Here is a 22,538-nt window from a genome sequence, read left to right as displayed (position 1 = left end):
GGGTTGACAGGCAAGGGGCGCCTCACCATAAAGCCGGCCGCACGGGAGAACGACTAACGCCTCCCGCGCGGTCCAGCCGGCGGCCCTTCGTGCCGGTTGCGACTGACTGACGTGCTCAAGTGACTTTAAAAAAGTGACTTTGGGGGAGTGTCCCGAGCGGCAAAGGGGGCGGACTGTAAATCCGCTGGCTATGCCTTCGTAGGTTCGAGTCCTACCTCCCCCACCACGTCCGCAGCTCTCGCTGCAGATCGCCTTCGCGGCTCGCCGCCTGCGGGTGTAGCTCAATGGTAGAGCAACAGCCTTCCAAGCTGATGACGAGGGTTCGATTCCCTTCACCCGCTCCAGCGGCCTTTCATACGACCTGATAAACGTTCCGCGCGTCGGCTCGACATCTTCCTGTCACGATGTGCGATCACCGCGTACCGACGACCGCCCGGAACGGGCATGGGGGCAGCTGCCGCCCACGCCGTGCCGGTGGTCGTCCAAACCGAATCTGTCCTTGCGGATTGGTGGGAAACCGCCTATCCACGCCCCCGATTTGCGGCCCCCGGACGTCGCTGAGGGAAGAGAGTTATGGCCAAAGAGAAATTCAACCGTTCGAAGCCCCACTGCAACATTGGGACGATTGGCCATGTTGACCATGGCAAGACGTCGCTGACGGCGGCGATCACGAAGGTTCTTGCGGAGACGGGCGGCGCGACGTTTACGGCGTACGACCAGATCGACAAGGCGCCTGAAGAGAAGGCGCGTGGCATCACGATTTCGACGGCGCACGTCGAATACGAGACCGCGAACCGTCACTACGCGCACGTCGACTGCCCCGGCCACGCGGACTATGTGAAGAACATGATCACGGGCGCGGCGCAGATGGACGGCGCGATCCTGGTCGTGTCGGCGGCTGACGGCCCGATGCCGCAGACCCGCGAGCACATCCTTCTGGCGCGCCAGGTCGGCGTTCCGGCGCTGGTGGTGTTCCTGAACAAGTGCGACATGGTCGACGACGAAGAGCTTCTTGAGCTTGTCGAGCTTGAGGTTCGCGAGCTTCTGTCGAAGTACGACTTCCCGGGCGACGACATCCCGATCATCCGTGGCTCGGCGCTTGTGGCGCTGGAGAACGGGGATCCGGAGCTTGGCTCGAAGGCCGTTCTGAAGCTGATGGAAGCGGTTGATTCGTTCATCCCGCAGCCGGAGCGTCCGGTTGACCAGCCGTTCCTGATGCCGATCGAGGACGTGTTCTCGATCTCGGGTCGCGGCACGGTCGTGACGGGTCGCGTCGAGCGCGGCATCATCAAGGTCGGCGAGGAAGTCGAGATTGTCGGCATCCGCCCGACGACGAAGACGACGGTTACCGGCGTCGAGATGTTCCGCAAGCTTCTTGACCAGGGCCAGGCCGGCGACAATGTCGGCATTCTGGTTCGCGGCACGAAGCGTGAGGACGTGGAGCGTGGACAGGTCGTGTGCAAGCCGGGTTCGGTGAAGCCGCACACCAAGTTCAAGGCCGAGGCGTACATCCTGACGAAGGAAGAAGGCGGCCGTCATACGCCGTTCTTCACCAACTACCGTCCCCAGTTCTACTTCCGCACGACGGACGTGACGGGCATCGTGACGCTTCCCGAAGGCACCGAGATGGTGATGCCGGGCGACAACATCACGGTTGACGTTGCGCTGATCGTGCCGATCGCGATGGAAGAGAAGCTGCGCTTCGCTATCCGCGAAGGCGGCCGCACCGTCGGCGCCGGCGTCGTCGCCTCGATCATCGAGTGAGGGGCGGGGCCGGTAACGGTCCCTCCTGATCCTCTGACTTCCGGAAGGGAGCGCGCGTGTCGCGCTCCCTTTTGTTTTGGGCGGTTGCCTCGTGGGTGTCGGCACAGACGGGCACGCACGCTTAGCGTGTATCTTGAGGCGGTGCGCGCTTTCAGCGAAGCTCCCGACATGCTTCCTGCCGCGCGTCGCCTGATCCCGCTGTGCGTTGTGACCGGCCTTCTGCTGCTCACCGTGCCCGTGCACGCGGCCTGCCCGGCACGGCCGCCCTGCAAGGGGTGCGGCTGCAAGGGCGGACCTGGCTATCGCGGGCCGGATGGGAACTGCGTCAGCTTCAAGAACCTGTCCCGCGTCTGTGGAAACCCGCCGAAAACCCGCTGCCGGTTCGAGAACGCGCCCGGTACGGGCCTCAACCGCGACTGTGCGCTGGGCAAGTCACCGGCGGGCGCCAAGGGGGCCACCCCAGATTGAACGGCCTCAGCAATCGATTCTGTCCCCCCCCGGGTTCCGTGGAGTGGACGTCGGCGTAGGATGCGGGTGCGGGGAGGTGGCCAGTGACCGCCAGGACTTACAAACTGCTCGGCGGTGATGGGCGCGTCTACCAGAGCGAGGTGCCGGGTCTGCTGGGCGGGCATCGGCAGACGAAAGTCTACGGCCGGCTGGACTGCCCGGCCGCGCTGCGCGCGATTGCTCGCGGAGGCTATATCCCGCACCGGGTTTTCTTCGCGGACGAGGCAACGGCGATCGAGGCCGGGTATCGGCCCTGCGCGGCCTGTCTGCGCGAGACCTATCGCACGTGGCGCATCGCCAACCCCAAGGGCGGATGACGCGTCCTGGCCGGGCCGCGCCTCCCTGAGGGGCGACGGGCCCGCCGGCGCCGCGATCGATCGCGCCAGCTGATTCTCGCCCCATTCGATGAGAACGCACCCTGGGGCGCGCGACACCGGCGCTGCGCGTCGGGGGAAGGGCGCGAATCGCGGAGGGGCCTGTCCGGCGCGGCATGCCGGCCGCGTTGCGCGTCACGCGCTCCGGGCCGGCCTTGGCGGACCCGCGGGGAGGGCGCGTTCGCCGGCCGGGGCCAAGGATGTCAACTGACGCGCGCGGCTCCTCTTTACACGCGGCGCGCGGCCCACTACACACACGCGGCCGATGCGCCGGGGCGGTTTCAGCCACCCGGTGCGATCGTCCCCTGAAGCTGGTGGGCCGAGGCTCCCGCTTCGAGGTGCCGATCTAGGAGTGTAGCTCAACTGGTTAGAGCACCGGTCTCCAAAACCGGGGGTTGGGGGTTCGAGTCCCTCCACTCCTGCCACCCTTTTCCGGCGGGCGGCGGGCAAACTGAAGACGTCCTTTGACGCGAGGCGGTCTGACGGGCTATACGCCCGCTTCGTGCGTATGGACGATTGAAGATGCGGGAGCCTTTCCGGTTGCCGCACGGTTTTCCGCAGCTGCGTGATTTTCTCACGCAACAGAGGCATTTCGAGACGAGCATGGCGAAGACGAACCCGGTCGAGTTCTTTCAGCAGGTCCGCACGGAAGCCCGCAAGGTCAGCTGGCCGACCCGTCGCGAGACGCTGATCACCACCGCCATGGTCTTTGTCATGGTTGTACTGGCCTCGCTGTTCTTCCTGGTCGCGGATCAGATCCTGAGCTTCGTGATCGGCCAATTGCTTCAGATTGGTCGTTGAGGAGACACGCGATGCCTATGCGTTGGTACATCGTCCACGCCTATTCGAACTTCGAGAAGAAGGTCGCGGACTCCATCAAGGAACAGGCCGCCCAGCGCGGTGTCACCGACCTGTTCGAACAGGTGCTGGTGCCGACCGAGAAGGTCGTCGAGGTGCGCCGCGGCCGCAAGATCGATGCCGAGCGCAAGTTTTTCCCCGGCTACGTGCTGGTGAAGATGGACCTCACCGACGAGGCCTTCCACCTCATCAAGAACACACCGAAGGTCACCGGCTTCCTCGGTGCCGACAACAAGCCGATGCCGATCTCCGAGAAGGAGGCCATGCGCATCCTTCAGCAGGTGCAGGAAGGCATCGAGCGGCCGAAGCCCTCCATCACCTTCGAGGTTGGCGAGACGGTCAAGGTGGCCGACGGCCCCTTCGCCTCGTTCAATGGCATCGTGGAAGAAGTCGACGACGCCCGCTCGCGCCTCAAGGTCGCGGTGTCGATCTTCGGCCGCGCGACGCCGGTGGAGCTGGAATACGCGCAGGTCGAAAAGACCTGATCTCCCGCGGATCGACGGATGTGAAAAGGCGCGGTCTGGTCCGCGCCTTTTTCCGTTTTGGGACCGCGCGCGGCTGCCGGTGTCCGCGCGTTAGCGGGTTAACACCCGCGCAGGTCCCGCCCGGCCTATCCTCGCCCAGCCAAGAAGGCTGAAAACATGGGAGGATATGAAATGGCGGCCAAACGCATCCTTATGATCGCCGGTGACTATGTGGAAGATTACGAGCTTATGGTGCCCTACCAGGCGCTGCTCGCCGTCGGCCACACGGTGCACGCAGTGTGCCCGGACAAGAAGGCCGGCGACGCGATCGCCACCGCGATCCATGATTTCGAGGGCCAGCAGACCTATTCGGAAAAGCGCGGCCACAATTTCGCGCTGAACGCGACCTTCGCCGACATCGACCCCGCGCGCTACGACGCGCTGGTGATTCCCGGTGGGCGGGCGCCGGAATATCTGCGCATGAACGCGCGGGTGGTCGAAATCGTCCAGCACTTCTTCACCGCCAACAAGCCGGTTGCCGCGATCTGCCATGGCGCGCAGCTCCTGGCCGGGGCGCGCGTGCTGGAAGGGCGGACATGCTCGGCCTATCCCGCCTGCCGCGCCGAGGTGGAACTGGCCGGCGGCACCTATGCCGATATCGCCATCGATGCGGCAGTGACGGACGGCAATCTGGTCTCCGCGCCGGCATGGCCGGCACACCCGGCCTGGATCGGCCAGTTCCTCACCGTGCTCGGCACCTCCATCGCCCATGGCGAGGTGAAGACCGGCGTGCGCGAGGCGGCGTGACGCCAGCGCCCGAACCGGACGCCGCAGGCGGGGGTTCGCGTGCCGGGCGATCGGGGCTAGAATGCCGGCGGGGTGTGTGCAACCCCGCCGCCAAAGGAGGGGGCGATGTGCCAGCTCTTCATCGAGGCCGATCCGCACCTGTGGCAAACGCGCCTCAAATCCGTGCGTCTGCATGGGTTCTCGACCAGCGTTCGGCTTGAGAACCTGTACTGGCAGGTTCTGGAGGAAATCGCCCGTCGCGACGGCATGAGCTTGCCGCAACTGCTGGCCAAGCTTCACGAGGAACTGACCTTCGCCCATGGCGAGGTCGAGAACTTCGCCTCGTTTCTCAGAGTGTGCTGCGGGCGCTATCTCGCGCTGCAGCTCGAAGGCGACGTGCCGCGCGACCTGTCGACGCCGATTCGCAGCCTCGATGCCAATGCGATCCTGGCGCGGGAGGCCCGCCGCTCGCGGCGGCGCGAGGGACTGCCCTCGGTGGCCTGAGCGCCCGTTCGGGACACCACGAAATGCGCCCGCCCACATGATCGGGCAGGGCAGGGCTTTCCTTTTCCCCGGATTTGCTGTATCGCGGCGACCGCATCGAATGATGCACCCATACGCGGGAGGTGCGTCCGGTTCGCCAGCCGGGTCAAGCGTGCCGTAACCGCGATCCTCAATATGCACCGCCCGCGACGTCGCCGTCGCGACGGTGTGCTTTGGCGTTTGCGGCCGGCAGTCGCGACGTCGAGGAGTTCAGCATGGCGAAGAAAATCACCGGCTATGTGAAGCTGCAGGTGCCGGCCGGCTCGGCGAATCCCGCCCCGCCGATCGGCCCCGCGCTCGGCCAGCGCGGCCTCAACATCATGGAGTTCTGCAAGGCGTTCAACGCGCAGACCGCCCAGATGGAAAAGGGCATGCCCATTCCGGTTCTGATCACCGCGTATCAGGACCGCTCCTTCACCTTCGAGCTGAAGACCCCCCCGGTCTCTTACTTCCTGAAGAAGGCCGCCGGCCTTGAAACCAAGAAGAAGCCCGGTTCCGGTTCCAAGACCCCGGGCAAGGGCGGCTTTGTTGGCAAGGTCTCCGGCGAACAGCTCCGCGAGATCGCCGAGAAGAAGATGAAGGACCTCAACTGCGAGACGGTGGAAGCCGCGGTTCGCATGATCGAGGGCTCCGCCCGTTCGATGGGCCTCCAGGTGGTGGGTTGAGCTGATGGCAAAGATTTCCAAGCGTGTTCGCGCCGTCCGTGAGGGTGTTGATCCCACGAAGCTGTACGGCCTCGACGAGGCTCTGACGCTCCTCAAGGAGAAGGCCACCGCCAAGTTCGACGAGACCGTCGAAGTGGCGCTGAACCTCGGCGTCGACCCCCGCCATGCCGACCAGATGGTCCGTGGCGTGTGTCAGCTGCCGAACGGCTCGGGCCGTACCGTGCGCGTTGCCGTGTTCGCACGTGGCGCCAAGGCTGACGAAGCCCTGGCCGCGGGTGCCGACGTCGTGGGCGCCGAAGACCTGCTCGCGACCGTTCAGGGCGGCACGATCGAGTTCGATCGCTGCATCGCCACGCCGGACATGATGCCGCTGGTCGGCCGTCTGGGTAAGGTGCTCGGCCCGCGCGGCCTGATGCCGAACCCCAAGGTCGGCACGGTGACCATGGACGTGAAGGGTGCTGTCGAAGCCGCCAAGGGCGGCGCCGTCGAGTTCCGCGTCGAGAAGGCCGGCATCATCCACGCCGGCATCGGCAAGGTCTCGTTCCCGGCCGACAAGCTGGCTGAGAACATCCGCGCCTTCGCCGACGCGGTGGTCCGTGCCAAGCCGACCGGCGCCAAGGGCACCTATGTCCAGCGTATCGCCGTCTCCTCGACCATGGGCCCCGGCCTGAAGATCGAGCCGGGCACGGTACTGAGCGCGGGCTGAGGTCCTTCCGATGACAGCGGACCGCGGCCGACCTTCCAGAAGGGACGGTCGCGGCGCCGTGATCTCGAAGGGGTGGATTTGTCAAGCCCTGGGTGGTAGTAGGGGTGACAAATCCCAATCGACCCTCTATATGGGCGGTTTCGCCCCCGACGCGAGTCGGGTGCGGAGCCGATAAGATTCGAGGCTTTCTCCCGCGTAAAACCGGGTGAAGAGGCCGGTGGGGCTCGCCCTGCCGGCTAAAGTCCTGTCCGAGACTGCCGGTGCTGTCTATTCGAGGCAGCTTAATCCCACTTCGGGGCCAGCATAGACGGGGTACGACCGCAGTGATGGGTTCCGGCTTGCCGGGACTTGGATTTCGGCTCGAACCACCAGCGCCTTGGCCGGTTTTTCCGGTCCCAAGGGGGGCAGGATACTAACCGTCGCTTCTCCCTGTGGGAGGCGGCAAGGCGCAAACCCGGCGGGGAAGTCCTCTTCCTCGCCACCGGAGAGCAAGTGAAGTGGATCGAGCACAAAAAGAAGAGCTCGTCGCGTCGCTGGGAGAGGTGTTCAAGACCACCTCTGTCGTCGTCGTGGCCCACTATTCCGGCCTCACCGTCGCCCAGCTGTCGGCCCTGCGCCGTCAGATGCGTGCGGCTGGTGCGACCGTGAAGGTGGCAAAGAACCGCCTCGCCAAGATCGCTCTCGAAGGTTCGGACGTCGCACATGTCGGTTCCCTGCTGAAGGGTCCGACGATCATCGCTTATTCGAGCGATCCTGTTGCGGCGCCGAAGATTGCTGTCGACTTTGCCAAGGCTAACGACAAGTTCGTGATCCTGGGCGGAGCCTTCGGCAAGACGGCCCTTGACGTGGATGGTGTGAAGGCCCTGGCCACCATGCCCTCCCTTGATGAACTGCGTGCGAAGCTGGTTGGCCTCATTCAGGCCCCGGCGACCAAGATCGCCCAGCTCACCACCGCGCCGGCGGCGAAGCTCGCCCGCGTGTTTGGGGCCTATGCCAAAGAGAACGAAGCCGCGTGAGGCTTCCCGGTAATACTGGTTCGAACCGAAATCCAAGGACTTAAGTAAATGGCTGATCTGTCGAAGCTCGTTGACGAGCTGTCCAACCTGACCGTTCTCGAGGCTGCCGAGCTCGCGAAGCTCCTCGAAGAGAAGTGGGGCGTTTCCGCCGCGGCCGCCGTGGCCGTTGCCGCTGCCCCGGCCGGCGCTGCCGCTCCGGCTGCCGAAGAGCAGACCGAGTTCACCGTTGTCCTGGCTGCCGCCGGCGACAAGAAGATCGAGGTCATCAAGGAAGTCCGCGCCATCACCGGCCTGGGCCTCAAGGAAGCCAAGGATCTGGTCGAAGGCGCTCCCAAGCCCGTCAAGGAAGCCGTCACCAAGGACGAAGCCGAGAAGCTCAAGGCCCAGCTCGAGAAGGCTGGCGCCAAGGTCGAGCTCAAGTGAGCTTCTGATCGATGTGAGGCCGCCGGTACGCCGGCGGCCTCTGCCGTCGGCGTCGCGCCGTCGGCATCAAGGCAAGGGAAGCACGACGGCTTCCCCGGAGACCCCCGCGCGGGGTTTCCTGGCGAGCCGTCGGCGCGGAGCAGGACGAGGGGGCGGCGTGCCGTATCCTCGTCGGATTGTTCCGCCAGCATGCGTCGCACCGTCCAAGGGGTTCGCCCTCGGCCGGTAGGGCGCGGACGGGTACTCGGACGGAGCGAGGAGCGACATGGCGCAGACGTTCACCGGTCGTAAGCGGGTCCGCAAGTTTTTCGGCAAGATCCAGGAAGTCGCAGAGATGCCGAACCTTATTGAGGTTCAGAAGGCATCCTACGACCAGTTCCTGCAGATCCTTGAGCCGAAGGGCGGTCGCGCGGACGACGGCATTCAGGCGGTTTTCAAGTCGGTTTTCCCGATCTCGGACTTTTCGGGCGCAGCCATGCTCGAATTTGTCCGCTACGATTTCGAGTTGCCGAAGTATGACGTGGATGAGTGCCGCCAGCGCGGCATGACATTCGCAGCGCCGCTGAAGGTGACGCTTCGTCTCATCGTGTTCGATATCGACCCCGATTCCGGCTCCAAGTCCGTTAAGGACATCAAGGAGCAGGACGTCTATATGGGCGACATCCCGCTGATGACCTCGAACGGTACGTTCATCGTGAACGGCACCGAGCGCGTGATCGTCTCGCAGATGCATCGTTCCCCGGGCGTGTTCTTCGATCACGACAAGGGCAAGACGCACTCCTCGGGCAAGCTTCTCTTCGCCGCCCGCATCATTCCCTATCGCGGTTCCTGGCTCGATATCGAGTTCGACGCCAAGGACATCGTGTTCGCGCGTATCGACCGTCGCCGCAAGATTCCGGTGACGAGCCTTCTGTTCGCCCTCGGCCTCGCCGGCGAAGAGATTCTGAGCACCTTCTACGACACCATCACCTACACCCGCACCAAGGGCGGATGGCGCATGCCGTTCGATCCCAAGCGGATGAAGGGCTACAAGGCCATCAGCGATCTGGTCGACGCCGATACCGGCGAAGTCGTGATCGAGGCCGGCAAGAAGGTGACCGTTCGTCAGGCCCGCCTGCTGGCGGAAAGTGGCCTGAAGGCGCTGAAGATCCCGGAAGAAGAGATGATCGGCCATTACGTGGCCGAGGACATGGTGAACCCCGAGAACGGCGAGATCCACGTCGAAGCCGGCGAGGAAGTCACCGAGAAGCTGCTGAAGCAGCTTGAGGAGCTCGGCTATGACGAGCTGCCGATCCTCGACATCGATCATGTCAATATCGGCGCCTATATCCGCAACACGCTGGCCGTCGACAAGAACGTCACCCGCGAGGATGCGCTGTTCGACATCTATCGCGTGATGCGTCCGGGCGAGCCGCCCACAGTCGATTCCGCGCAGGCCATGTTCCACTCGCTGTTTTTCGACAGCGAGCGCTATGATCTGTCCGCTGTCGGCCGCGTCAAGATGAACATGCGCCTCGACCTCGACGCCGAGGACACCGTGCGCGTGCTGCGCCGCGAGGACATTCTCGCGGTCATCAAGACGCTGGTGGAACTGCGCGACGGCAAGGGCGAGATCGACGACATCGACCATCTCGGCAACCGCCGTGTGCGTTCTGTCGGCGAGCTGATGGAAAATCAGTACCGCGTCGGCTTGCTGCGCATGGAGCGCGCCATCAAGGAACGTATGTCGTCCGTCGACATCGACACCGTGATGCCGCAGGACCTGATCAACGCGAAGCCCGTCGCAGCGGCGGTGCGCGAGTTCTTCGGTTCCTCGCAGCTCTCGCAGTTCATGGATCAGACCAACCCGCTCTCGGAGATCACCCACAAGCGTCGCCTTTCGGCGCTTGGACCGGGCGGTCTGACGCGCGAGCGTGCCGGCTTCGAGGTGCGCGACGTGCACCCGACGCATTACGGCCGCATCTGCCCGATCGAGACGCCGGAAGGCCCCAACATCGGCCTCATCAACTCGCTGGCGACCTTTGCCCGCGTCAACAAGTACGGCTTCATCGAGGCGCCCTATCGCCGCGTGAAGGACAGCCAGGTTCAGGACGAAGTGGTCTATCTCTCCGCCATGGAGGAGGGGAAGTACCACGTCGCGCAGGCCAACATTCCGCTCGACGCGGAAGGCCGCTTCACCGAAGACCTGATCGTGTGCCGCCATGCCGGCGACGTGCTTCTGGTCACCCCGGACCGCGTCGACTTCATGGACGTGTCGCCCAAGCAGCTGGTGTCTGTCGCCGCGGCGCTGATTCCGTTCCTTGAGAACGACGACGCCAACCGCGCGCTGATGGGATCGAACATGCAGCGCCAGGCGGTGCCGCTGGTTCGCGCCGATGCGCCGTTTGTCGGCACCGGCATGGAAGCCGTGGTCGCCCGTGACTCGGGTGCCGCCATCGGCGCCCGCCGCACCGGCGTCGTCGACCAGGTGGACGCGACCCGTATCGTCATCCGCGCGACGGAAGAGAACGATCCGTCGAAGTCGGGCGTCGACATCTACCGGCTGCAGAAGTTCCAGCGTTCCAACCAGTCGACCTGCATCAACCAGCGTCCGCTGGTGCGTGTCGGCGACCGGGTGAGCAAGGGCGACATCATCGCGGATGGTCCCTCGACCGACCTCGGCGATCTGGCGCTCGGCCGGAACATCCTCGTCGCGTTCATGCCGTGGAATGGCTACAACTTCGAGGACTCGATTCTCCTGTCCGAGAACATTTCGAAGGGCGACATCTTCTCGTCGATCCATATCGAAGAGTTCGAGGTGATGGCCCGCGACACCAAGCTGGGTCCCGAGGAAATCACGCGCGACATTCCGAACGTGTCGGAAGAAGCGCTGAAGAACCTGGATGAGGCCGGCATCGTCTATATCGGTGCCGAGGTTCAGGCGGGTGACATCCTCTGCGGCAAGATCACGCCGAAGGGCGAGAGCCCGATGACGCCGGAGGAGAAGCTTCTCCGCGCCATCTTCGGTGAAAAGGCTGCCGACGTGCGCGACACCTCGCTGCGCGTGCCCCCGGGCGTGACGGGAACCATCGTCGAAGTGCGCGTGTTCAATCGCCACGGCGTCGACAAGGACGAGCGCGCCCAGGCTATCGAGCGCGAGGAGATCGAGCGTCTCGCCAAGGATCGCGACGACGAGCAGGCGATCCTTGATCGTAACGTCTTCGGTCGTCTGGCCGAGATTCTGGACGGCAAGACCGGCATTGCCGGGCCCAAGGGCTTCAAGAAGGATACGGTCCTCACCCGCACGGTGCTGACCGACTATCCGCGCAGCCAGTGGTGGCAGTTCGCGATCGCCGACGACCAGATCATGACTGAGCTGGAAGCGATCCGGAATCAGTACGATGAGTCGAAGAAGCGCCTTGAGCAGCGCTTCCTCGACAAGGTCGAGAAGCTGCAGCGCGGCGATGAAATGCCGCCCGGCGTGATGAAGATGGTCAAGGTCTTCATCGCCGTGAAGCGCAAGATCCAGCCGGGCGACAAGATGGCCGGCCGGCACGGCAACAAGGGCGTGGTTTCGCGCATTGTTCCGGTCGAGGACATGCCGTTCCTTGAGGACGGCACCCCGGTCGACATGGTGCTCAACCCGCTCGGCGTGCCCTCGCGCATGAATGTCGGGCAGATCCTGGAGACCCATCTGGGCTGGGCCTGCGCGGGTCTTGGCCGGGTGATCGACAACGCGATCGAGAAATATCGCGAGGCGAACGACATTGCTCCGCTGAAGACGGCGTTCACGGAGATCTACGGCCCGGACGAGACCATCGACTCCCTCGACGAAGAGGGACTCGTGGAGCTCGGTTCGAACCTGCGTCGCGGCGTGCCGATTGCCACCCCGGTGTTCGACGGTGCCCGCGAAGCGGACATCGAGCGCATGCTGGAGCTGGCAGGTCTCGACAAGTCGGCCCAGTCGACGCTGTTCGATGGACGGACCGGCGAGCAGTTCGATCGTAAGGTGACGGTCGGCTACATCTACATGCTGAAGCTGCATCATCTCGTCGACGACAAGATCCATGCACGCTCGATCGGCCCGTACTCGCTCGTCACCCAGCAGCCGCTGGGCGGAAAGGCGCAGTTCGGCGGACAGCGTTTCGGCGAAATGGAGGTGTGGGCGCTCGAAGCCTACGGCGCCGCCTACACGCTGCAGGAAATGCTGACCGTGAAGTCGGACGACGTGGCTGGCCGCACCAAGGTCTACGAGGCCATCGTGCGCGGCGACGACACCTTCGAGGCGGGCATTCCCGAGAGCTTCAACGTGCTCGTCAAGGAAATGCGCTCCCTGGGTCTGAATGTGGAGTTGATGAACTCCAAGACCCAGGCCGCGGTGCCCGGCGCCGGCGAAAGCATGCCGGCTGCGGAATGATCGATTGTCCTGAGGACGCGGGTGCCGTACGGGCACCCGCGTCTTTCGACCGCGTCCTAGATCAGACTTTTCAGCGACCTCAGCGATCCGCGACGGCGGGGGCTGGGTCCAGCCGAAGGAGACGGCGATGAATCAAGAGGTCATGAATCTCTTTAGTCCGGCCACGCCGGCGCCGACTTTCGATCAGATCAAGATCTCGATCGCGAGTCCGGAGAAAATCCTGTCGTGGTCCTTCGGCGAGATCAAGAAGCCGGAGACGATCAACTACCGGACGTTCAAGCCCGAGCGCGATGGCCTGTTCTGCGCGCGCATCTTCGGGCCGATCAAGGATTACGAGTGCTTGTGCGGCAAGTACAAGCGCATGAAGTACAAGGGCATCATCTGCGAGAAGTGCGGCGTTGAGGTCACCCTCTCGCGCGTGCGCCGTGAGCGCATGGGCCACATCGAGCTGGCCGCTCCTGTCGCGCATATCTGGTTCCTGAAGTCGCTCCCGAGCCGCATCGGCCTGCTGCTCGACATGACGCTCAAGGACCTCGAGCGCATCCTGTACTTCGAATATTACTGCGTCATCGAGCCGGGTCTCACCCCGCTGAAGGAGCGTCAGCTCCTCTCGGAAGTGGACTATCTGCGTGCGCAGGAAGAATATGGCGATGACAGCTTCACCGCGCTGATCGGCGCGGAGGCGATCCGCGAGCTGCTGCGCAGCATGGATCTGGAGAAGATCGCCGGCAATCTGCGCAAGGAGATCGCCGAGGCGACCACCGAGCTGAAGCCGAAGAAGCTCGCCAAGCGCCTGAAGATCGTCGAGGCCTTCCAGCTCTCGGGCAACAAGCCCGAGTGGATGATCCTGACTCATGTTCCGGTCATTCCCCCGGACCTGCGTCCGCTGGTTCCGCTCGACGGCGGCCGCTTCGCCACGTCCGATCTGAACGACCTCTACCGTCGCGTGATCAACCGTAACAACCGCCTGAAGCGGCTGATCGAGCTGAAGGCGCCGGACATCATCATCCGCAACGAGAAGCGCATGCTTCAGGAGTCGGTGGATGCGCTGTTCGACAACGGCCGTCGCGGACGCGTCATCACGGGTGCCAACAAGCGCCCGCTGAAGTCGCTCGCCGACATGCTGAAGGGCAAGCAGGGCCGTTTCCGCCAGAACCTGCTCGGCAAGCGCGTCGACTATTCCGGCCGTTCGGTGATCGTCGTTGGTCCCGAGCTGAAGCTGCACCAGTGCGGCCTGCCGAAGAAGATGGCTCTCGAGCTGTTCAAGCCCTTCATCTATTCGCGTCTTGACGCGAAGGGCCTGTCCTCGACCGTGAAGCAGGCGAAGAAGCTCGTCGAAAAGGAGCGTCCCGAGGTGTGGGACATCCTCGACGAGGTGATCCGCGAGCATCCGGTAATGCTGAACCGCGCGCCCACGCTTCATCGTCTGGGCATCCAGGCGTTCGAGCCGGTGCTGATCGAGGGCAAGGCGATCCAGCTTCATCCGCTGGTCTGCGCCGCCTTCAACGCGGACTTCGACGGCGACCAGATGGCGGTGCACGTGCCGCTGTCGATCGAAGCGCAGCTTGAAGCGCGCGTGCTGATGATGTCGACCAACAACATCCTGCACCCCGCCAACGGCGCTCCGATCATCGTGCCGTCGCAGGACATCGTGCTCGGCCTCTATTATCTGACCATGATGCGCGACAACGAGCCCGGCGAGGGCATGGCGTTCGCGAACATGGGCGAGATCGACCACGCGCTCGCCAACAAGGTCATCACCCTGCACACCAAGGTGCGCGGGCGGTACATCGGCGTCGACGAGGAGGGCAAGCCCGTCTCGAAGATCTACGAGACCACCGCTGGCCGCATGAAGCTGGGTGAACTGCTGCCGAAGAACTCGAAGACCTCTTTTGACGTCGTCAACAAGCTGATGACGAAGAAAGAGATCTCCAACATGATCGACACCGTCTACCGCCACTGCGGTCAGAAGGAGACGGTCATCTTCTGCGACCGGATCATGACGCTTGGCTTCACCAACGCGTTCCGGGCCGGCATTTCCTTCGGCAAGGACGACATGGTCGTGCCTGCGAAGAAGTGGGACATGGTCGAAGAGACCCGCTCGCTCACGAAGGAATACGAGCAGCAGTACAATGAAGGCCTGATTACGCAGGGCGAGAAGTACAACAAGGTCGTGGATGCGTGGGGCAAGTGCTCCGCGCGCCTCGCCGACGAGATGATGGCCGAGATTTCCTCGGTCAAGATCGACGCCGAAACCGGCCGCGCCAAGCCGATCAACTCGATCTACATGATGGCGCACTCCGGTGCCCGTGGCTCGCGCGAGCAGATGCGCCAGCTGGCCGCCATGCGCGGCCTGATGGCCAAGCCGTCGGGCGAGATCATCGAGACGCCGATCATCTCGAACTTCAAGGAAGGCCTTTCGGTTCTCGAATACTTCAACTCGACCCACGGCGCTCGTAAGGGCCTCGCGGACACCGCGCTGAAGACCGCGAACTCGGGCTACCTCACCCGCCGTCTGGTGGACGTGGCGCAGGACAGCATCATCACGGTGCGCGACTGCGGTACGGACAACGGCATCGCCATGCGCGCCATCATCGACGCCGGGCAGATCGTTGCGACGCTGGGTTCGCGCGTCCTCGGCCGCACTGTGGCTGAAGACGTGATCGAGGGCGCCACCGGCAATGTCATCGTGCCGTCTGGCACGATGCTGGACGAGGCCGATGTCGAACGCATCACCAAGGCCAACGTCCAGGAGATCAAGATCCGCTCGGTGCTGACCTGCGAGGCCAAGAACGGCGTCTGCGGCACCTGCTACGGTCGCGATCTGGCACGTGGTACGCCGGTCAATCTCGGTGAGGCGGTCGGCGTCATCGCGGCGCAGTCGATCGGTGAGCCGGGCACCCAGCTCACCATGCGTACCTTCCACATCGGCGGCGCGGCGCAGCTTTCCGAGCAGTCCTTCATCGAGGCCTCTTTCGAGGGCACGGTGAAGATCCGCAACCGCAACGTGGTGCGGAACTCGGAGGGCGCGCTGATCGCCATGAGCCGCAACCTTTCCGTCCTGATCATCGATCACGACGGCTCGGAGAAGGCGGCGCACCGCATCCAGTTCGGCGCCAAGCTGAAGGTGGACGAGGGCGACGCCATCAAACGCGGCCAGCGTATCGCGGAGTGGGACCCCTATACCCGCCCGATCCTCACCGAGGTCGAGGGTACGGTCGGCTACGAGGATCTGGTGGAAGGTGCCTCGCTCAGCGAGACGGTCGACGAGTCGACCGGTATCGCCAAGCGCGTCGTCATCGACTGGCGTACGGGCCGTGGTTCGGAACTTCGTCCCTCGATCGTCATCAAGGGCGAAGATGGCAAGGTGCTGAAGCTGGCCCGTGGCGGCGATGCCCGCTACACGCTGCCGGTGGAGGCGATCCTTTCCTGCGATCCGGGTTCCGCGATCAAGGCGGGTGACGTGCTCGCCCGCGTGCCGATGGAAAGCGCCAAGACCCGCGACATCACCGGCGGTCTGCCGCGGGTGGCGGAGCTGTTCGAGGCACGGCGTCCGAAGGATGCGGCGATCATCGCCGAGATCGCGGGCACCATTCGCTTCGGCAAGGACTACAAGAACAAGCGTCGCGTCAGCATCGAGCCGCAGGACTCGAATGACGATACGTCCGAGTACCTGATCCCGAAGGGCAAGCACATCCATCTGCAGGATGGCGACCTCGTCGAGAAGGGCGACTTCATCGTCGACGGCAACCCGGCGCCGCACGACATTCTGGCGATCAAGGGCGTCGAGGAACTCGCCGCCTATCTGGTCAACGAAATCCAGGAGGTCTACCGGCTGCAGGGCGTGCTCATCAACGACAAGCACATCGAGGTGATCGTTCGCCAGATGCTGCAGAAGGTCGAGATCGATGATCCGGGCGAGAGCGACCTGCTCACCAATGAGCAGATCGACGCGTCCGAGATGAACGAACTCAACGAAGTGCTCATCGCCGAGGGCAAGAAGCCCGCCAGCGGCCATCCGGTGCTGCTGGGCATCACCAAGGCGAGCCTGCAGACGCGGTCCTTCATCTCCGCCGCCTCCTTCCAGGAGACGACGCGGGTGCTGACCGAGGCTGCGGTCAACGGCAAGTCCGATGATCTCGCCGGCCTGAAGGAAAACGTCATCGTCGGCCGTCTGATCCCGGCCGGTACTGGCGCCCAGATGGCGAAGCTGCGTGTTACCGCCACGACCCGCGACGACCTGATCGCCGCGCAGAACGAGCAGGATAACGCAGCCGCTGGTGTCCCTCAGATCGAGGGTCCCGCCGCCGCCGAGTGATCGGCGCCGCGATTGAGGTGAAATGAAAGGGCCGCTCCGGCAACGGAGTGGCCCTTTCTGCGTTGGGGCCATGCGGTGCGATGGCGGAGCTTGAGGCGGCTTAGTGCCAGATCACACCTCTAGGTATTCATGTGCCGGCCGCTCCACGTGCGGTATCGTTTTGGGCGCGCGAGACGGTGTCATGCGAAAGGTGACGTTAAGTAGTCCGGCCTGAGACTCTGTTCGGCGCTGGCGCGGGCTCGCTCCGCCGCGCGCCGGTTCGGATGGACCGTCCGGGGGCGGCTGGCGAGCAATGGGCCCAAGGGCAGAATTCAGGGATGGCGCGATGACGGCGACAATCGTCAAGGGGGAGGGGTGGTTGCGGACGCTCGGCTTCGGCTCGTCGACCGCACGCTACGAGATCACGATTCGACGCCCGGCTGGAGCGGGCAGCTCGCAGGCTACCGCGGATGGGGTCCTGCGCGCCGAAGTGGCGACGATGATCGAGGCCCGCAGCGCGCAGCGCGCGGTGCTCGTGCTCGAAAGCGGGCGCTCCGTGGCCATTGTGATCAAGGATTTGACGCCGGCTGGCCTGGTCTTCGCCGTACCGGCGGATCCGCACCGTTCGGCCGGCTTATTTTCGTAGTGCGGAACGCCTTGGAAGCCTTATAGATGCACCACTGAAGCGGGGCCGAGGGGCCTCCGTGGTTGCGTTCATGGGGTACGACCGTGCAGCGGATCGAGCAGATGGCTCGTGAGATTTGCCTTCTCGACCTGAAGGCGAAGGGAATTGAGGAACCGAGGGCTAACGAACTGGCCGATCGATTCTGGCCGGTGCTGGCAAATGAGATTCGCGAAGGGCTGCTGGACGGCACATGGCCTTTCACCGCCGCCGAAATCGATTCTCTCGCCCGCGAATACCAACAGATTCTCGCAAGTTGACCGGAACGGGCTCACGCCCGAGTCGTATGTCCGGTTTGATGCGCCCGCCTGGGACGTGCGGGCATGGCAAATGGACTCATTTTGTTGCGTAACGGGCCGAACCGATGGAATCTAATGACCATCGCGCCTCGCAGGGGCATCCGGGCGGCCAAAATACAGCAACGGGCTTGACGAAACGCGAGTCGGCGCGTAGAAGGCGCCTACTTTCACGGCAGGCAGGTCGGAAACGATGTGTCGGGGCGCCAAGCCCGGACAGGGAATTCCGAGACGCTGCTGGGACATAAGTGAGACCATATCCGGCGCAAGACCGCGCGATACTGTGGCGAAAGCCCTAAGCGTGGTCCTCTGAACGTGCAGCGCCCTCGGCCAGGTTTTGGCCGGCGGCGCTTCTTTCGTTCGCAGGTTGCCCGGATGCCGGCTTGGCCGGTGGTCACGCGAAAAGTTCCTGCCTCTAGAGAGTTTCATGCGGTTGCGGCCGCGGAATTGGGTTAGCGCGGGACGCTTGCGTCCTTGGCGCAGCGAGACGAAGGCGAGAGACGTGCCGACGATCAACCAGCTGATCCGCAAGCCGCGGGAAGCCCAGAAAGCCCGGAACAAGGTTCCGGCACTTCAGGCCAGCCCGCAGAAGCGCGGCGTTTGCACCCGCGTCTACACCACGACCCCGAAGAAGCCGAACTCGGCCCTTCGTAAGGTCGCCAAGGTTCGTTTGACCAATGGCTATGAAGTCATCGGTTACATCCCTGGTGAAGGCCATAACCTTCAGGAGCACTCCGTGGTGATGATCCGCGGCGGCCGCGTGAAGGACCTTCCGGGCGTGCGCTACCACATCATCCGTGGCGTGCTCGACACCCAGGGCGTCAAGAATCGTAAGCAGCGCCGTTCGAAGTACGGCGCCAAGCGGCCGAAGTGAGGATCTGAGCGATGTCCCGTCGTCACCGTGCAGAGCGCCGCGAAGTCACCCCCGATCCGAAGTTCGGGAGTGAAGTGCTGAGCCGCTTCATGAACGCCGTCATGTATGACGGCAAGAAGTCGGTTGCCGAGAAGATTGTCTACGGCGCTCTCGATCTCGTTGAGAACCGTGCCAAGGCCGAGCCGCTGGGTGTGTTCACCTCGGCTCTGGATAATGTCAGCCCGGCCATCGAGGTGCGTTCGCGCCGCGTTGGTGGCGCCACCTACCAGGTGCCCGTCGAGGTTCGTCCCGAGCGTCGTCAGGCGCTGGCGATCCGTTGGCTGATCATTGCGGCGCGTGCTCGCAACGAAAAGACCATGGTCGAGCGTCTGTCGGGCGAACTGCTCGATGCCTCGAACAACCGCGGCACTGCCGTGAAGAAACGTGAAGATACGCACCGCATGGCGGAGGCAAACCGCGCCTTCTCTCACTATCGCTGGTGATGAAGAAAGCCGGGACGAGGATCTGATATGTCGCGCATGAACGCTATCGAAGACTACCGTAACTTCGGCATCATGGCCCACATTGATGCTGGCAAGACCACCACGACTGAGCGGATCCTCTACTATACCGGTAAGAGCCACAAGATCGGCGAAGTCCATGATGGCGCTGCCACCATGGACTGGATGACCCAGGAGCAGGAGCGCGGCATTACGATCACGTCGGCCGCGACGACCGCTTACTGGCACGGCAAGCGCCTGAACATCATCGACACTCCCGGCCACGTCGACTTCACCATCGAAGTCGAGCGTTCGCTGCGTGTGCTTGACGGTGCGGTGTGCGTGCTCGATGGCAACCAGGGTGTGGAGCCGCAGACCGAGACGGTGTGGCGCCAGGCGGACAAGTACAACGTGCCGCGCGTCGTGTTCGTCAACAAGATGGACAAGACCGGCGCTGACTTCTACCGCTGCGTCGAGATGATCATCGACCGCGTCGCCGGCAACCCGGTGTGCTGTCAGCTTCCCATCGGTTCCGAGAACAACTTCAAGGGCGTGATCGATCTGGTCCGCATGAAGGCTGTTGTTTGGGACAATGAGGAGCTGGGCGCCAAGTTCCACGACGAGGAGATCCCTGCCGATCTGCTCGACAAGGCGATCGAATATCGCGGCAAGCTGCTTGAGGCGGCTGTCGAGCTCGACGACGAGGTGCTGACCAATTACCTCGACGGCGTTGAGCCCGACGAGGCGACCCTGAAGTCGCTGATCCGCAAGGCCGTTATCGGCCGCGTGTTCAACCCCGTGTTCTGCGGTTCGGCCTTCAAGAACAAGGGCGTGCAGCCCCTGCTCGACGCCGTCTGCGACTACCTGCCGAGCCCGATCGATCGTGGCGCGATCAAGGGTATCGACTTCAACACCGAAGAAGAGACCGATCGCAAGCCGTCGGACAGCGAGCCCGCTTCCGTTCTGGCGTTCAAGATCATGGACGACCCGTTCGTCGGCACGATCACCTTCTGCCGCGTCTATTCCGGCAAGATCGAAACCGGCATGGGTCTGCTGAACTCGACCCGCGACAAGAAGGAGCGCGTTGGCCGCATGCTGCTCATGCATGCGAACAACCGTGAGGACATCAAGGAAGCCTATGCCGGCGATATCGTCGCTCTGGCCGGCCTCAAGGAAGTCCGCACGGGTGACACGCTCTGCGATCCGCTGAAGCCCGTTATCCTTGAGAAGATGGAATTCCCCGAGCCGGTCATCGAGATCGCGATCGAGCCGAAGTCCAAGGCTGACCAGGAGAAGCTGGGCATCGCTCTTGCCAAGCTGGCCGCCGAGGATCCCTCATTCCGCGTGTCGACTGACTTCGAGAGTGGTCAGACCATTCTCAAGGGCATGGGTGAACTGCATCTCGACATCAAGGTCGACATCCTGCGCCGTACCTACAAGGTCGATGCCAACATCGGCGCTCCGCAGGTGGCCTATCGCGAGACGATCACGCGCAAGTACGAAGTCGACTACACCCACAAGAAGCAGACCGGTGGTACCGGCCAGTTCGCCCGGGTGAAGTTCGTCGTCGAGCCGAACGAGGTCGGCAAGGGTTTCACCTTCGAGAGCTCCATCGTCGGTGGCGCGGTTCCGAAGGAATACATCCCTGGCGTCAATAAGGGTCTTGAAAGCGTTCTGGGGTCGGGCGTGCTCGCCGGCTTCCCGGTCGTGGACGTCAAGGTGACCCTGGTCGACGGCGCCTACCACGAAGTCGACTCGTCGGCTCTGGCCTTCGAAATCGCGTCCCGCGCGGCGTTCCGTGAGGCCCTGCAGAAGGGTGCCCCGGTTCTGCTCGAGCCGATCATGAAGGTCGAGGTCGTGACCCCGGAAGACTACACCGGATCGGTTATCGGCGACCTGAACTCGCGGCGCGGCCAGATCCAGGGCCAGGACATGCGCGGCAATGCGAACGTCGTGAATGCGATGGTCCCGCTGGCCAACATGTTCGGCTACGTCAATACGCTTCGGTCCTTCAGCCAGGGCCGCGCGACTTTCACCATGCAGTTCGACCACTACGAGCAGGTGCCGTCGAACGTCGCTCAGGAGGTTCAGGCGAAGTACGCCTGAGCCTACCCCTGAACGAATTCGTAACAACATCGAATACCGACCGACGGAGAGCCCCGTGGCCAAAGAGAAATTCAACCGTTCGAAGCCCCACTGCAACATTGGGACGATTGGCCATGTTGACCATGGCAAGACGTCGCTGACGGCGGCGATCACGAAGGTTCTTGCGGAGACGGGCGGCGCGACGTTTACGGCGTACGACCAGATCGACAAGGCGCCTGAAGAGAAGGCGCGTGGCATCACGATTTCGACGGCGCACGTCGAATACGAGACCGCGAACCGTCACTACGCGCACGTCGACTGCCCCGGCCACGCGGACTATGTGAAGAACATGATCACGGGCGCGGCGCAGATGGACGGCGCGATCCTGGTCGTGTCGGCGGCTGACGGCCCGATGCCGCAGACCCGCGAGCACATCCTTCTGGCGCGCCAGGTCGGCGTTCCGGCGCTGGTGGTGTTCCTGAACAAGTGCGACATGGTCGACGACGAAGAGCTTCTTGAGCTTGTCGAGCTTGAGGTTCGCGAGCTTCTGTCGAAGTACGACTTCCCGGGCGACGACATCCCGATCATCCGTGGCTCGGCGCTTGTGGCGCTGGAGAACGGGGATCCGGAGCTTGGCTCGAAGGCCGTTCTGAAGCTGATGGAAGCGGTTGATTCGTTCATCCCGCAGCCGGAGCGTCCGGTTGACCAGCCGTTCCTGATGCCGATCGAGGACGTGTTCTCGATCTCGGGTCGCGGCACGGTCGTGACGGGTCGCGTCGAGCGCGGCATCATCAAGGTCGGCGAGGAAGTCGAGATTGTCGGCATCCGCCCGACGACGAAGACGACGGTTACCGGCGTCGAGATGTTCCGCAAGCTTCTTGACCAGGGCCAGGCCGGCGACAATGTCGGCATTCTGGTTCGCGGCACGAAGCGTGAGGACGTGGAGCGTGGACAGGTCGTGTGCAAGCCGGGTTCGGTGAAGCCGCACACCAAGTTCAAGGCCGAGGCGTACATCCTGACGAAGGAAGAAGGCGGCCGTCATACGCCGTTCTTCACCAACTACCGTCCCCAGTTCTACTTCCGCACGACGGACGTGACGGGCATCGTGACGCTTCCCGAAGGCACCGAGATGGTGATGCCGGGCGACAACATCACGGTTGACGTTGCGCTGATCGTGCCGATCGCGATGGAAGAGAAGCTGCGCTTCGCTATCCGCGAAGGCGGCCGCACCGTCGGCGCCGGCGTCGTCGCCTCGATCATCGAGTGACGCATTCAATCCCGGGGGGCGCCGGGTCGTCCTGCGCCCCTTTTTCGTGGAACCTG

At 63.7% G+C, this 22,538-nt stretch carries 19 protein-coding genes and 3 tRNA genes; all 22 read left to right on the top strand.

Annotated elements, in window-relative coordinates:
* The first annotated feature begins 141 nt into the window (after window positions 1–141).
* The 22 genes from G3A50_RS00740 (at window position 142) to tuf (G3A50_RS00635) (ending at window position 22,482) form a co-directional block, all read left to right on the top strand.
* Window positions 142–226 (top strand) — tRNA-Tyr (locus G3A50_RS00740).
* A gap of 44 nt (window positions 227–270) precedes the next feature.
* Window positions 271–344: transfer RNA gene (locus G3A50_RS00735), tRNA-Gly, on the top strand.
* Between the two features lie 229 nt (window positions 345–573).
* Complete coding sequence (gene tuf / locus G3A50_RS00730; protein ID WP_163073317.1) at window positions 574–1,764, top strand: elongation factor Tu; 1,191 nt, start codon at window positions 574–576, stop codon at window positions 1,762–1,764.
* 168 nt (window positions 1,765–1,932) lie between these two features.
* Window positions 1,933–2,232, top strand: a complete 300-nt coding sequence (locus G3A50_RS00725; RefSeq protein ID WP_246251990.1) for a hypothetical protein — start codon at window positions 1,933–1,935, stop codon at window positions 2,230–2,232.
* A gap of 83 nt (window positions 2,233–2,315) precedes the next feature.
* Entirely contained in the window at window positions 2,316–2,588 is a 273-nt protein-coding gene (locus G3A50_RS00720; protein ID WP_163073333.1) for an Ada metal-binding domain-containing protein, read from the top strand.
* A 405-nt stretch (window positions 2,589–2,993) separates the two neighbouring features.
* Window positions 2,994–3,070 (top strand) — tRNA-Trp (locus tag G3A50_RS00715).
* Between the two features lie 178 nt (window positions 3,071–3,248).
* A complete protein-coding gene (gene secE, locus G3A50_RS00710; protein ID WP_163073332.1) occupies window positions 3,249–3,446 on the top strand; it encodes a preprotein translocase subunit SecE in 198 nt (65 codons plus the stop codon).
* A gap of 11 nt (window positions 3,447–3,457) precedes the next feature.
* Window positions 3,458–3,988 carry a transcription termination/antitermination protein NusG gene (gene nusG, locus G3A50_RS00705; protein ID WP_163073331.1) on the top strand — a complete coding sequence of 177 codons (531 nt, stop codon included), beginning with the start codon at window positions 3,458–3,460 and terminating at the stop codon, window positions 3,986–3,988.
* 171 nt (window positions 3,989–4,159) lie between these two features.
* Window positions 4,160–4,774: a DJ-1/PfpI family protein gene (locus tag G3A50_RS00700; RefSeq protein ID WP_163073330.1), complete on the top strand. Its 615-nt coding sequence runs from the start codon at window positions 4,160–4,162 to the stop codon at window positions 4,772–4,774.
* Window positions 4,775–4,879: 105 nt separating this feature from the next.
* On the top strand, window positions 4,880–5,257 hold the full coding sequence (locus tag G3A50_RS00695) for a ribbon-helix-helix domain-containing protein (RefSeq protein ID WP_163073329.1): 378 nt from the start codon (window positions 4,880–4,882) through the stop codon (window positions 5,255–5,257).
* A 254-nt stretch (window positions 5,258–5,511) separates the two neighbouring features.
* Entirely contained in the window at window positions 5,512–5,961 is a 450-nt protein-coding gene (rplK, locus tag G3A50_RS00690; RefSeq protein ID WP_163073328.1) for a 50S ribosomal protein L11, read from the top strand.
* Between the two features lie 4 nt (window positions 5,962–5,965).
* On the top strand, window positions 5,966–6,667 hold the full coding sequence (gene rplA / locus G3A50_RS00685) for a 50S ribosomal protein L1 (protein WP_163073327.1): 702 nt from the start codon (window positions 5,966–5,968) through the stop codon (window positions 6,665–6,667).
* A 497-nt stretch (window positions 6,668–7,164) separates the two neighbouring features.
* Window positions 7,165–7,683, top strand: coding sequence for a 50S ribosomal protein L10 (gene rplJ / locus G3A50_RS00680; protein ID WP_163073326.1), 519 nt, complete (start codon window positions 7,165–7,167; stop codon window positions 7,681–7,683).
* A 48-nt stretch (window positions 7,684–7,731) separates the two neighbouring features.
* Window positions 7,732–8,106, top strand: a complete 375-nt coding sequence (rplL, locus tag G3A50_RS00675; protein WP_163073325.1) for a 50S ribosomal protein L7/L12 — start codon at window positions 7,732–7,734, stop codon at window positions 8,104–8,106.
* A 265-nt stretch (window positions 8,107–8,371) separates the two neighbouring features.
* The gene (rpoB, locus tag G3A50_RS00670; RefSeq protein ID WP_163073324.1) at window positions 8,372–12,502 is read left to right on the top strand and encodes a DNA-directed RNA polymerase subunit beta; all 4,131 of its coding nucleotides are present in this window, start codon (window positions 8,372–8,374) and stop codon (window positions 12,500–12,502) included.
* Window positions 12,503–12,629: 127 nt separating this feature from the next.
* The gene (rpoC, locus tag G3A50_RS00665; RefSeq protein WP_163073323.1) at window positions 12,630–16,820 is read left to right on the top strand and encodes a DNA-directed RNA polymerase subunit beta'; all 4,191 of its coding nucleotides are present in this window, start codon (window positions 12,630–12,632) and stop codon (window positions 16,818–16,820) included.
* A 325-nt stretch (window positions 16,821–17,145) separates the two neighbouring features.
* A complete protein-coding gene (locus G3A50_RS00660) occupies window positions 17,146–17,445 on the top strand; it encodes a hypothetical protein (RefSeq protein WP_163073322.1) in 300 nt (99 codons plus the stop codon).
* A gap of 101 nt (window positions 17,446–17,546) precedes the next feature.
* The gene (locus G3A50_RS00655) at window positions 17,547–17,741 is read left to right on the top strand and encodes a hypothetical protein (protein ID WP_246251988.1); all 195 of its coding nucleotides are present in this window, start codon (window positions 17,547–17,549) and stop codon (window positions 17,739–17,741) included.
* A gap of 538 nt (window positions 17,742–18,279) precedes the next feature.
* Complete coding sequence (gene rpsL / locus G3A50_RS00650) at window positions 18,280–18,651, top strand: 30S ribosomal protein S12 (RefSeq protein WP_163073320.1); 372 nt, start codon at window positions 18,280–18,282, stop codon at window positions 18,649–18,651.
* An 11-nt stretch (window positions 18,652–18,662) separates the two neighbouring features.
* Window positions 18,663–19,133, top strand: a complete 471-nt coding sequence (rpsG, locus tag G3A50_RS00645) for a 30S ribosomal protein S7 (protein ID WP_163073319.1) — start codon at window positions 18,663–18,665, stop codon at window positions 19,131–19,133.
* Window positions 19,134–19,160: 27 nt separating this feature from the next.
* Window positions 19,161–21,236 (top strand): elongation factor G, encoded by a 2,076-nt coding sequence (gene fusA / locus G3A50_RS00640; protein ID WP_163073318.1) that lies wholly within the window; start codon window positions 19,161–19,163, stop codon window positions 21,234–21,236.
* Between the two features lie 55 nt (window positions 21,237–21,291).
* Window positions 21,292–22,482, top strand: coding sequence for an elongation factor Tu (tuf, locus tag G3A50_RS00635; RefSeq protein WP_163073317.1), 1,191 nt, complete (start codon window positions 21,292–21,294; stop codon window positions 22,480–22,482).
* The last annotated feature ends 56 nt before the right edge of the window (window positions 22,483–22,538 follow it).

The sequence above is a fragment of the Ancylobacter pratisalsi genome (assembly GCF_010669125.1).
Classification (GTDB): Bacteria; Pseudomonadota; Alphaproteobacteria; order Rhizobiales; family Xanthobacteraceae; genus Ancylobacter; species Ancylobacter pratisalsi.
This window is presented reverse-complemented; position numbering and strand designations above follow the sequence as displayed.